The organism is Carbonatibacter coralli, assembly GCF_039592655.1.
GTDB classification, from domain to species: domain Bacteria; phylum Pseudomonadota; class Alphaproteobacteria; order Kiloniellales; family Kiloniellaceae; genus Carbonatibacter; species Carbonatibacter coralli.
In genome coordinates, this window is record NZ_JBBUTJ010000005.1 from 153,092 (window position 1) to 165,434 (window position 12,343).

The window sequence follows — 12,343 nt, forward strand, 5'->3', positions numbered from 1 at the left end:
CACGGTAAACAGGCTTTTTAAAGGCTCTGTGATGATTTCAAGCTTTGATATAAACTGTAATTGTTATTGACTGATCGGGCACCCCTTGATGCTGTTGACTTCTTTTTTTGATCATTTGAATTCCCGTTCCCTGTTTGCAGCAGTCCTGTTGCTTGGTGCCGTTGCCCTGACCGGCTGTTCCACGTCTGATGCGACAGGCCGCAGCTTTTTCAATGGCGGATTGACTCCCGAAAAGGAACAGGCTGTAGGACGGGAACAGCATCCCCAGATTATCGAGGAATTTGGCGGTATCTACGACGAGGACCCCGAATTGACCCGTTATGTCAATTCGCTGGGGCAGTTTCTTGCGCAGACATCCGAGACGCCAAACCAGAAATTCACCTTCACGATTCTGGACAGCCCTGTTGTGAACGCCTTTGCGCTTCCGGGTGGCTATGTTTATGTGACCCGGGGCCTGATGGCTTTGGCGAACAATGAGGCAGAACTGGCCGGGGTGATTGCGCACGAGATTGGTCATGTCACAGCAAGGCATTCTGCAGAGCGTTATGGTTCGCAGGTTCTGGCGCAGGTGCTTTCTGCCGGTGTGGGAATTCTCACGCGGAGCGGAGAGGCGGCAAGAGCCGCGAGTACTGCCGGTGGTCTGGCGGTCAAAAGCTTCTCCCGGGATCAGGAGTTTGAAGCGGATCTTCTGGGAGTCCGTTATCTCAGCCGGGCCCGTTTTGATCCGGAAGGCATGGGAAGCTTTTTGGGGCAACTGCAGGCCAACAGTGTTCTGGACGCAAGGATTGCGGGCGTTGATCCTGCCGAGCGGGAAGGGTCGGACATTACCCGGACCCACCCCAGAACAGCGGATCGTATTCAGCGGGCCATTTCTGAAGCAGGCACAAAGGCTGTGAGTGATCCGATTGTCGGCCGGGATGTCTATCTGAAAAAGATTGATGGCATGCTTTATGGTGATGCTGAAGATCAGGGCTATGTTCGTGACGAAACCTTTTCCCACAAGGAACTGGGGATTACCTTCACGGTTCCTGAAGGGTTCCGTCTGATCAATTCGCCTCGCAGAGTCATTGCCGAAGGGCCGGACAAGGCCGTTATCGTTTTTGATTCGGCAAATCGTAAAGTCAAAAGCTCTCTCTATGACTATCTGGTTTATGACTGGGGCAAGGATGTGGATCTGGACGGTATTGAAGCCATCACGGTCAACGGCCTTGAAGGCTACACGGCTTCGACCCGCGTCAAGGGGCGCGACTTCAGGCTGGTTGTTATCAGGATGCCCAATGAAGCCGTTTATCGTTTCCGCATGATCACCCAGGGGCCGCAAACCTACGAGCTGTCGGAAGAACTCCGCAGAACGACTTACAGTTTCAGGGCGCTGACGGCGCGTGAAAAGGCTGCTCTCAAACCCTTGCGAATTCGCCTGCGGACCATCAGGCCGGGTGATACAATCAACAGTCTGGTTGCCAGAATGGATGTCCGGCACTATGCGCGGGAGCGTTTCCTCGTCATCAACGACCTGCCGGAAAATGCGGTTCTTGAAACAGGTCAACTTGTAAAACTTATTCAGGAATAAGATCATGGTGCACATGGACAAGGCGATCGACTTACCGGGCGGAAACAGTGAACCGTCCTTGCTGAGGCGTCTGGCCGGTTTTGACAAGACAGGGGTGTGGCGCCCTTCCATTGCCGCGTTCCTGTCTTTCGGGTTTGGCGTCTTTGTCTTTTTTGCCCTGGCTCTTGTCTGGTGGGTTTCATTTGATGCGGCACGGGACAACACGAATGTGCTGACCAAGCGCGTGATCAAAACCAGTTTGCAACTGGTTCAGGAAAATGTGGAAGATTTTCTGGAGCTGTCGGAAAATCAGGCGACCTATCTGGTGTACCTGATGGAAAGCAAGCAACTTGATCCGGACAATGAAAAGGAAACGCTGAAGGTCATCACGGGTGCAATGGCTGGTACTCCCTGGGTTTCAGGGGTTGCGCTCTTCCGGGAAAAGGGCAACGTAACCTACGCGGCCTGGCAGGAGTACGCCTATCTTTCTGCACAGCAAAGTGTTCCCCCCGAACTGCTGGATGGTGGCGACAGCGAGAAAAACCACGCCGAGATGAAAGAGGTTACAGAGCCTGTCTGGCAAGGTGTTTCCTGGCTGGAAAAACTGAAGAAGCCCAATCTGATTGTGCAGATGCCTGTGCGGATTGATGGCAAGTATTACGGATTTGTCGGTGTTGCCATCGGTATTGAAGGGCTGTCCCAGTATATCAGGGAAATAGACGATTCCCTGGGGGTTGAGTCCTTTGTTCTTGTAAACAGGAAATCCCTTCTGGCACACGGCTCCATGGCCAGGCTGGACAGCTATGAACTGTCCCATGAAAAGGTCCTGCCGCTTCTGGCAGACGTTCAGGAGGCGGATGTTGCCGGTTTCTGGGAGCGTGAGGGTCGGGATATTCACGGCTTCTTTGAAGATGACAACCCTTCCGGTCGTGTTGTCGAGGTGGATGGCGAAGAGATCTACTATTTCTTCAGCAGCAAGCAGGATTACGGGTTTGATCGTATCACCTATGCCATTTTCCACCCGCAGGACGAGATTTCCGATCTCTACGAGCGCCTGATCTATTCGGCGGTTGCTGCCGGTGCTGTGATGGTTGTCACACTCCTGGCGCTTTTCTGGATTGGCCGCAGTATGGCCCGCCCCCTGCTGCGCCTGACCGAGAACTCCGAGAAGCTGGCCCGTTTTGATCTGGAGAAGGCAGAGCGTCTGCCCGGAACCTTTTTCAAGGAACTGAATGTGGCCAGTCAGTCCTACAATTCCATGCTGTCGGGCCTCCACTGGTTCGGCTCCTATGTTCCGAAGAAGCTGGTTGCACAGATCATCGGAGCCGGAGAGAACGGGATTGTATCCACTGAAAAGCGGGTTTCCATTCTCTTTACGGATATTGTCGGGTTTACATCGCTGAGCGAGTCGATGTCTCCTTCCGAAGTGGCGGACATGCTCAATGAGCACTTCAATGCCCTGGGGCAATGTATCGAGGATCAGGAAGGCGTCATCGACAAGTATATCGGTGATTCGGTTATGGCGTTCTGGGGCGCTCCGGGTGATCAGGACGATCACGCCCTGCGTGCCTGTCAGGCGGCCCTGAACATTGCCTCTGCGCTTGAGGCCATAAACGTGCAGAGGCTTGAACGTGGCTTGCCCGCCATCCGGATCAGGATCGGAGTGAACAGCGGGACAGTGATTGCGGGCAATATCGGTGCTGACTGGCGGGTCAACTACACCCTGATTGGTGACAGCGTCAACGCCGCCCAGCGTATTGAAGCGCTGGCCAAGGAACTGCTTCCGGAGAGTGGAGATGCGGCAACGATCATCGTGTCTGCAGAAACCGCAGCCCAGATAGATGCAAGCAAACTGGGGGGCAGACTCAGGGATCTTGGGGCGCACAGATTGCGCGGACGTGAAGAACAGACAGAGCTTTACCAGCTTCAGGTTGACTAGAACGCAGGCGTGGTCAGGTCTCGAGGATTTCTGTCACCTGTCCGTCAGGCAGAAGACAGGCGGCCATGAGTTTGCCGTCCTCGAAACCGCATCCACCATCCAGGGTAAGGGTGTGGTCCGTTTGCTCGAAACCGAGATGATCGGGATCAAAGCCTCTGACAATCCGTTTGAAAGGCCCGTAGGGTGACTGGATGCGATTGAAGGCCTTGCCTGCCCACCAGAAATTGTCTTTCTGATTGTTCAGTGGCTTTGCTGTGTCCAGTCCGCAGTTCACAAAGAGGATTTCCCCCGCATTCGGCGGAGCGGGATTGTACTGAAGGGTTTCCTGTTCGCCTTTGGGAAGGGCGTTCGGGGATCCTGTAAAGGCGGCCCGTTTCAGCGTACCGAAAAGCTCGTAGTGGCCCGGGTGCTGTTTCATGGCCCGGCGCAGGGTGTTGGTCCATTTGGTGAGCTGAATTGCGCCTGTACGTGTTGTGTGCAGACCTTCTTCGGGGCTGAGACCATAGGCTTTCAGTGTTTCGCCCACTCCCTGCGAGAGCATCCATTCGAGGATGTCCTTCGGGTTCGGGGCAAACTGGAGCTGCATGAGCTTTTGCCACATTTCCTCCTGGGCACCGCGCAGGTAGACAATGTCTTCCGGTCTGGCCTGAAAGCGCGCAAGAAAATAGCTGCGATAGGCAACCAGCTCGTTGAATGTGCGAAGGATGAAGGGGCCTCTGCCCATCATGTTGCCGAGGTAAATCAGACGATCACCCTGACGCAGTCGCGGTTCAAGTGCGTCGTGGATCTGGCGGAGTTTCTCGATTTCTCCATGCACTGACCCGACAGCCCAGATTCTCTGGCTGTGTGTCAGTACGGAAAATTTCTGTCGGTCGCTCATGAGAACGGCCGCGCCCCCTCTGGTTGCTGGCCCGCTGTTTTGATTGTTTTGTTCCGGGCGGTGGTGGAGTTGTGCCTGATCGTCACTTATCAGTTCTAATATGGCACAAGAAAGGCGTGGTGTTGAGAGAACAACGATCCACGCCTTGCTTTCGGGAAAAACCAATCAGGCCGCAGCCAGCATTTCTTCCAGTTTGATTGCTGCAGAATTCTCGTCGATCTCTTCAAGAGCAGCCAGTTCGCGTGCCAGACGCTCCAGCGCGGCCTGGTACATCTGGCGTTCGCTGAAGGACTGCTCCGGCTGATCGGAAGCGCGGTGCAGATCGCGAACAACCTCGGCAATGGAAACGGGGTCGCCGGAGTTGATCTTGGCTTCGTATTCCTGTGCGCGACGGCTCCACATGGTGCGCTTGGCGCGGGAGCGACCTTTGAGAGTGGTCATGGCGTCGTCCATCAGTTTGCGGCTGGACAGCTTGCGCAGACCGGATTGTGCCGCGCGTTCCAGTGGCAGGCGCAGTGTCATGCGATCCTGCTCAAAACGAACCACCAGCAGAGTCAGTGTCAGACCCGAGATTTCCTGGGTTTCGATGCCTTCAACGCGGCCAACGCCGTGTGTTGGATAGACAACGTAGTCACCTGCTGCGTAGTCTTCAGTGTGCTTTGCCATAACGTACCATCTCTTCCTGTGCTTTCCGCACGGAGCGAAAAGCTTCAATTGCCATGGCGCAGATGCTTTCAGGAGCTGCAAAATCCCTTTGCGGGAGAGGCGTATAGCAGCTATGCAAAGTGCGCATGGCGATGTCACCAAAACGTAACGACCCCAGATCCTCTGTTTTGCAAAGGACTTGGGGGTCATATCTAAGCTTTTGAAAGGAAACGCTTTTCAGGAGGTATCCTGAGATAAAGCAAGGCCGTTTCCTTCAGGGCCTTATGTGAAGAATATAGCCTAGTTTACGTAAAATTTCAATCTATCTGTAACGGAATTGTAGTAAAGCGATCGTGATCGGAAAGAGGCGGGCAAATAGAAGTTCCTAACACGGTCTTCCGGAGGCGAATCAGGCCAGATGAATATTGGGAACCCTGGCGACGATTTGCTTCAGGTCACCTTCGGGGAGATTGTCTGTAACGAGGTGGTCCATGGTTGCGATGGTTCCAAGGCTGACAAGTCCCGACTTGTAGAATTTGGACGAGTCGAAGGCGAGGATGGTTTCCTTGGCCTGTTCCATGGCGACCAGGGCGTTTGAAACCTCCCAGTGATCGTCGTCACACATGTCCCCGTTTTCCTCGACCCCCGTGACAGACAGAATGCAGTAGTCAAAGCGGAAACGTCTGATGAAGTCTGCTGTTGCGCTCCCCATAACCGAACCGTCGCTGTGTCTGAGGAAACCGCCGGAAATGGCGACGGTGAAATCTGTTCTGTCCTTGAGCTGCATGGCTGCACCAAGGCTGTAGGTGACAATCTTGAGGTCCTTGCGAACCTGCAGGGCGGCCGCAATGGCCTCGCAGGTTGTGCCTGCATCGAGAAAGAGCGAAGCCCCGTCCGGAATCAGACTGGCGACCTTGATTGCAATGCGTTGCTTGTTGTCCTGTGACTGAAAGCGTCTCAGCAGATACTGTTCCTTGTCGAGGCCGTTGACAAATGCAGCGCCTCCGTGGGTTTTGCGCAGTCTGTTGTCCTGGTCCAGCTCATGGATGTCCCGGCGGATGGTTTGTTCCGAAACCGAGAGCTCCCGTGCCATGTCCTCGATTTTTTCGTAACCACTTGCCTTGAGTATGTTGAGAAGTTGCTCTTGTCTGATCTGCTTTTTTGACTGGGACACGCTTGGCTTCTTTCAGTTGACTGGCTTATCAAGGCTTGTTAGCGCAGGACCGGCGTTTCGCGAGTGTTTTTTCATCCTGCTTCTTTTGGAACTCATAAATACCTGAAATTCCGCTTTTTTTAAAGTCTGTAAGATTTTTTTGAGCGAAAGTTCACAAAACAGAAACAAAAATGATCAAAAAACGTCACTAAATGTAAAATAGTTTACATTTTCTTTTTGAGGATATAGAGTGCTTCCAATGGCACTAAGTCCAAGAACAAAACGCGAGCCATTCTTTATTGCTGGGAGCAAAAAATGTCTGACATTTCTTTCAAAATGAATCGCCGTTCCTTCCTGGGACACGCTGGTGCAGCAGGGGCTGCTGTGGCCGGCTCGACACTGATCACCGGTCCTGCCTTTTCTGCGGGTACGCCGAAAAAGGGCGGAAACTTCATCATGGGCCTCAAGGGCGGTGAGAGCACAAACTCTCTTGATCCGGCCCTGTCCACCAGCCACGTGACCTATCAGGCCGTTCGCGCCTATTCCGAGACGCTGCTGAACGTTGGCCAGGATGGATCTTCCCTGGAGTATCGCCTTGCTGAAAGCTTCGAGCCTGCAAATGGCGGTCAAACCTGGCACTTCAAGATTCGCAAGGGCGTCAAGTTCCACAATGGTCAGGAACTGACAGCGAATGACGTTCTGAAAACCATGGAGCGTCACTCCAACGACGAGACCAAGTCCGGTGCTCTGGGTGTGATGCGTGGTATCGAATCCATGTCTGTTGACGGCGATATCTTTACAGTCAACCTGACAACACCAAACGCTGATTTGCCTCACCTGCTGACAGATTATCACCTCGGCATCCAGCCGAACGGTGGTTTTGACAACCCTGCAGAAGGTGTCGGTACAGGTCCTTACCGTGTGGTTGCCGAAGAGCCCGGCGTCCGTTACGCCTTTGAGAAGTTTGATGATTACTGGGATGATTCCCGCGGTCACTACGACAAGCACGAGATCATCGTGATCAACGACGATGCAGCACGTGCTGCTGCGCTTCAGTCCGGTCAGGTTCAATGTATCAACATCGTTCCGCCAAAGACTGCGAAGCTTTTCTCCCGCGCGCCGAACGTCAAGATCGAAACCACATCCGGCAAGGGTCACTACATCTTTGTGATGCACACAGACACTGCTCCTTTCGACAACAAGGATCTGCGTCTGGCCCTGAAATATGCTGTAAACCGTGCCGAGCTGGTTCAGAAGGTGCTGTCCGGTTATGGCGAGGTTGGCAATGACACGCCGATCAACTCTGCCTACAACCTTTACGATGACAGCCTGCCACAGCGTGAATTCGATCTTGAAAAGGCTGCTGAACACTACAAGAAGTCCGGCCATGACGGTTCCCCGATCGTTCTGCACGTTTCCGACGTTGCCTTCGCCGGTGCTCTGGATGCAGCGCAGCTGTTCCAGCAATCTGCCCAGGCTGCAGGCATTCCGCTGGAGCTGAAGCGCGAGCCTGCCGATGGTTACTGGTCCGAAGTCTGGAACAAGAAGCCGTTCTGTGCCTCTTACTGGGGTGGTCGTGCCGTTCAGGATCTGATGTGGTCTGTTGGTTACCTGTCCACAGCGGACTGGAACGACACAAACTTCAACAACCCGGAATTTGACGAACTTCTGCTGGAAGCCCGTGCCGAGCTGGATCAGGCAAAACGCAAGGAAATCTATGCGAAGATGGCCCGTATCGTGAACGAGGAAGGTGGCATCATCAACCCGATGTTCAACCAGTTCATCGATGGTCTTGCTCAGAACGTCACAGGCTGGCATTCGAACCCGAATGGTAACCTGATGAACGGCTTCATCGCGTCCTTGACCTGGTTCGAATAAGACTTCGAATAAACCCGGAGGAGATGTCGTGCCTCGTCATCTTGTAAAACTTGTTGCCCAGCGCATTGCGCTGGGCATCCTCTTGCTTTTCGCATCTTCAGTTCTGATTTTTGCCGGAACGCAGATTCTTCCTGGCGATGTTGCCCAGTCCATTCTGGGGCAATCCGCAACACCGGAAGCTCTTGCCAACCTCAGAAAGGAACTGGGGCTGAATGAGCCTGCTATCAGTCGTTACCTCAGCTGGCTTGGCGGGGTTTTGCAGGGCGATCTCGGGACGGCACTCAGCAATGGCGCCAGTATTACGGATTCCATCCTGAAGCGTCTGGACAATACGCTGTTTCTGGCTTTCTGGGCGGCCCTGTTTTCCGTGCCGCTCTCTATCTTCCTGGGGCTGATCTCGGTTCTGTACCGGAACAAATGGCCGGACCGCTTGATCTCCGCGGTATCCCTGTCCACCATTTCCGTGCCGGAATTCATTATCGGCTACGTCATTCTCTTCGTGCTGGCGGTTCAGCTGCAATGGCTGCCCTCTGTGTCCCTGATCACCAATGACATGGGCTTTTTCGAGAAGCTGGGTGCGATCCTGATGCCGGTGATCGTGCTGACCTTCGTCGTCATGGCGCACATGATGCGGATGACACGTGCGGCGATCCTCAATGTCATGGAATCGGCCTACATCGAGACAGCCGAACTGAAGGGTCTGTCTGCATTCAACGTGATCTTTTCCCACGCCTTCCCGAACGCGATCTCTCCGATTGTCAATGTCGTGATGCTCAACCTGGCCTATCTGGTTGTCGGCGTTGTTGTCGTCGAGGTGGTCTTCGTCTATCCGGGAATGGGGCAGTATCTGGTTGATCACGTGTCCAAGCGGGATATTCCGGTTGTTCAGAGTGCCGGACTGATCTTCGCTTCGGTTTACATCACAATGAACATGCTGGCGGATATCATCGCCATTGTTGCAAACCCAAGATTGAGGCACCCGAAATGAAGCGCATTCCACTGAGTGCCCTGATTGGGCTGTTCATCACATCTCTTTTCCTGTTGTCAGCGATCTTTGCCGACTTCCTGGCGCCCTATGGAGTTGCCGAAGTTGTCGGCGATGTCTGGGAGCCTGCTTCCGACAGGTTCCTGCTGGGAACAGACAGTATTGGCCGTGATCTGCTGAGCCGCATGATCTATGGCGGTCAGGTTACGATCTTTGTGGCCCTGACCGCCACGGCGCTGTCCTTTTCGCTGGGGACAAGCCTTGCGCTGATTGCCGTTGTTGTCGGTGGCTGGTTTGACATGGCGCTGTCGCGTTTCATTGATCTGATCATGTCCATTCCGACCCTGATCTTTGCTCTGGTTGTTCTCTCTGTCGTACCGGCAAATCTTGTCACCCTGATTCTGGTCATGGGACTGCTGGATGTGACACGGGTTTACAGGCTGGCGCGCGCTGTGGCTGTTGATATCAATGTCATGGACTATGTCGAGGCCGCGCGTCTCAGGGGCGAGCAGACGGTCTGGATCGTCTTCCGCGAGATCCTGCCAAACGCCCTGTCACCGCTGGTGGCAGAGCTTGGCCTGCGCTTTATCTTTATGGTGCTCTTCCTTTCCACACTCTCTTTCCTTGGTCTGGGTATTCAGCCGCCGGCTGCCGACTGGGGCGGGATTGTAAAGGAGAACAAGGAAGGTCTGATTTACGGTATTTCGGCAGCTTTGATCCCTGCGATTGCAATTGCTGCCCTGGCAATTTCCGTCAATCTGGTGGCGGACTGGGTTCTGTCCAAAACGACGAGCCTGAAGGGAGGCCGCAATGGATAAGCAGCAGGACAATCTGTTGATTGATGTGCGTGGACTCAAGATCGCGGCACGGATTGAAATCCCGGGCGAGAAAACCGAGTTCAAGGAAATTGTTCACGGCGTCGATTTCACGCTGCAAAAAGGCAAGGTTCTGGGTCTGATCGGTGAATCCGGTGCGGGCAAGTCCACAATCGGTCTGTCTGCTCTGGCCTATGGCCGGGGTTCTGTCGAGATCACGGGCGGTGAAGTCTGGGTTGGCGGGCAGAACATCCTGTCTTTCGGGCTGGGGGAACTGCGTTCTTTCCGCGGTCAGCGTGTGACCTATGTCTCTCAGTCAGCGGCAGCTTCGTTCAACCCCTCCAAGCGTCTGATGGATCAGGTGACCGAGACCTGTCTGCGTCATAAGCTCTGTTCACGGGAAGAGGCCGAAAAGCGTGCTGTGGTCCTGTTCAAGCGTCTGGGCTTGCCGGATGCGGAAAACTTCGGGAATCGCTATCCTCACCAGGTTTCCGGCGGTCAGCTTCAGCGCGCCATGACAGCCATGGCCCTTTGTCCGCAACCCGATCTGGTGATCTTTGACGAGCCGACAACCGCGCTGGATGTGACAACCCAGATCGATGTTCTGGCTGCGATCAAGGATGCCATTCACGAGACAGGTGTCGGTGCGCTCTATATTACGCACGATCTCGCTGTTGTCGCACAGGTTTCCGATGACATCATGGTTCTGCGTCATGGCAACATGGTTGAATACGGCACGACAGAGCAGATCATTCACAGACCGGAGCAGGACTATACCAGAGCCCTGGTCTCCGTTCGCTCACACATTGCAGAGGAAAAGCCCGAAAGCGGCGATGTTCTCCTGAGCATCGAGGGGGTCTGTGCCCGTTATCCGGGGCTGCCTGATGATATCCTGCGCGATGTCAATATCGAGCTGGAAGCAGGACATACCCTTGCTGTGGTTGGCGAGTCCGGTTCGGGCAAGTCCACTCTGGCAAGGGTGATCACCGGGCTGCTGCCTCCGCGTGAGGGGCGTGTCCTTTTTGATGGCAAGCCTCTGACGCCATCCCTGAAAGAACGCAGCAAGACCGATTTGCGTGAACTTCAGATGATTTACCAGATGGCTGATGTGGCGATGAATCCGCGTCAGACAATCGAAACGATCATCGGACGCCCGGTCGAGTTCTATTTCGGTCTCAAGGGTGAGGAAAAGCGCAGACGCGTTATTGAACTGCTGGATGAGATCGAACTGGGGAAGGATTTCCTGGACCGCTATCCCGCAGAACTGTCCGGCGGACAGAAGCAGCGTGTCTGTATCGCGAGGGCCCTGGCTGCCAAACCGCGCATGATCATCTGTGACGAGGTGACTTCAGCACTGGACCCGCTGGTGGCCGAGGGCATCCTGAAACTCCTTCAGGATCTGCAGGAGATTGAAAAGGTCAGTTACCTTTTCATCACGCATGATCTGGCAACAGTACGCGCGATTGCTGATTCGATTGCGGTTATGTACAAGGGTAAGGTCGTTCGATACGGTCAGAAGTCGAAAGTGCTTTCTCCACCCTTTGACGACTACACCGATCTGTTGCTGTCCTCTGTTCCCGAGATGGAGCAGGGATGGCTGGAAAAGGCAATCTCCCATCGAAAAATTGCAAGTGCGGGGCACTGATGAAAAACAAACTCTTGCTCATCGTTCTGGACGGGGTTCCATGGCACAACTGGCGAACTCTTTTTGGTAATCTGGAAGGCTGGGTCGACAGTGGCGAAGCGCGTGTCTGGAAGATGCGTTCCGTTCTGCCGTCCATTTCGGCTTCCTGTTATGCGTCCATTCACACCGGCGTTGTGCCTGCTGTTCACGGCTCAACAGGCAATGCAAATGTCTTCAGGCTTTCTGTGCCGGACATCTTCTCGCAGGTGCGTGCTTCCGGTGGAGTGACCGGTGCTGTGACGCATTCTTTCTGGTCCGAGTTCTTTAACCGTGCACCATTCGATCCGGTGCGCGATATCGAATACGACGAGCCGGAAAGCGGGACCATCAACCATGGTCGCTTCCACACCATGTCCGGTTACGGGCACGACAACCAGATGACACCGTCTGATGCGGATCTCTTCGCAACCCTGACCATGCTGACAGAGCGCTTTGGTCTGGATTACGGAATTCTCCACACCTGTACGCTTGATTCCATGGGCCACCGTTTTAGACACGAGTGCGAGGCGATGGACCAGGCGATTTTCAGAATGGACGAGCAACTGGCGCCTTACATCACACGCTGGAGAAAAGCCGGCTACGAGGTGATTGTGACGGCCGACCATGGTCAGAATGACCGCGGGCACCACGGTGGCCGTCAGGACACGCAGCAGGACTTTGCCCTGTACTACTTTGGTGAAGGCAAAAGCCTGATTTCCGAAGACACCCTGCTGGATCAGGTTCAGCTGGCTCCGACGGTGCTCAACCTCATGGGGGCTGAAATCCCTGAAACTATGAAGGGTGCGCCTTTCCTGGGATAACAGGGAAGGCGAGGG

The 12,343-nt window shown here is 54.4% G+C and carries 10 protein-coding genes; 7 read left to right on the forward strand and 3 right to left on the reverse strand.

Annotated features, from left to right (window positions below; genetic code table 11):
* Positions 1 to 88: 88 nt before the first annotated feature.
* On the forward strand, positions 89 to 1,570 hold the full coding sequence (locus AAAH10_RS12590) for a M48 family metalloprotease (protein WP_343564074.1): 1,482 nt from the start codon (positions 89 to 91) through the stop codon (positions 1,568 to 1,570).
* Between the two features lie 4 nt (positions 1,571 to 1,574).
* Positions 1,575 to 3,488 carry an adenylate/guanylate cyclase domain-containing protein gene (locus AAAH10_RS12595; protein WP_343564076.1) on the forward strand — a complete coding sequence of 638 codons (1,914 nt, stop codon included), beginning with the start codon at positions 1,575 to 1,577 and terminating at the stop codon, positions 3,486 to 3,488.
* Positions 3,489 to 3,501: 13 nt separating this feature from the next.
* Here the strand turns inward: AAAH10_RS12595 and AAAH10_RS12600 are convergent, their stop codons facing one another.
* From AAAH10_RS12600 to AAAH10_RS12610, 3 genes are all read right to left on the reverse strand, one after another.
* Entirely contained in the window at positions 3,502 to 4,368 is an 867-nt protein-coding gene (locus AAAH10_RS12600) for a hypothetical protein (protein ID WP_343564078.1), read from the reverse strand.
* Positions 4,369 to 4,533: 165 nt separating this feature from the next.
* Positions 4,534 to 5,034: a CarD family transcriptional regulator gene (locus tag AAAH10_RS12605; protein ID WP_343564080.1), complete on the reverse strand. Its 501-nt coding sequence runs from the start codon at positions 5,032 to 5,034 to the stop codon at positions 4,534 to 4,536.
* A gap of 388 nt (positions 5,035 to 5,422) precedes the next feature.
* Positions 5,423 to 6,187: a DeoR/GlpR family DNA-binding transcription regulator gene (locus tag AAAH10_RS12610; protein ID WP_343564082.1), complete on the reverse strand. Its 765-nt coding sequence runs from the start codon at positions 6,185 to 6,187 to the stop codon at positions 5,423 to 5,425.
* A gap of 294 nt (positions 6,188 to 6,481) precedes the next feature.
* Here AAAH10_RS12610 and AAAH10_RS12615 point away from each other — a divergent pair, with 294 nt between their 5' ends.
* From AAAH10_RS12615 to AAAH10_RS12635, 5 genes are read left to right on the forward strand one after another with little or no spacing between them, the layout of a single operon-like run.
* The gene (locus AAAH10_RS12615; RefSeq protein ID WP_343564084.1) at positions 6,482 to 8,044 is read left to right on the forward strand and encodes an ABC transporter substrate-binding protein; all 1,563 of its coding nucleotides are present in this window, start codon (positions 6,482 to 6,484) and stop codon (positions 8,042 to 8,044) included.
* Positions 8,045 to 8,072: 28 nt separating this feature from the next.
* Positions 8,073 to 9,032, forward strand: a complete 960-nt coding sequence (locus AAAH10_RS12620; protein WP_343564087.1) for an ABC transporter permease — start codon at positions 8,073 to 8,075, stop codon at positions 9,030 to 9,032.
* Positions 9,029 to 9,847, forward strand: coding sequence for an ABC transporter permease (locus AAAH10_RS12625; protein ID WP_343564089.1), 819 nt, complete (start codon positions 9,029 to 9,031; stop codon positions 9,845 to 9,847). The genes AAAH10_RS12620 and AAAH10_RS12625 overlap by 4 nt, the downstream gene beginning before the upstream one ends.
* Complete coding sequence (locus tag AAAH10_RS12630; protein WP_343564091.1) at positions 9,840 to 11,489, forward strand: ABC transporter ATP-binding protein; 1,650 nt, start codon at positions 9,840 to 9,842, stop codon at positions 11,487 to 11,489. The genes AAAH10_RS12625 and AAAH10_RS12630 overlap by 8 nt, the downstream gene beginning before the upstream one ends.
* Positions 11,489 to 12,328: an alkaline phosphatase family protein gene (locus AAAH10_RS12635; RefSeq protein ID WP_343564093.1), complete on the forward strand. Its 840-nt coding sequence runs from the start codon at positions 11,489 to 11,491 to the stop codon at positions 12,326 to 12,328. Before AAAH10_RS12630 ends, AAAH10_RS12635 begins: the two co-directional genes overlap by 1 nt.
* Positions 12,329 to 12,343: the final 15 nt, after the last annotated feature.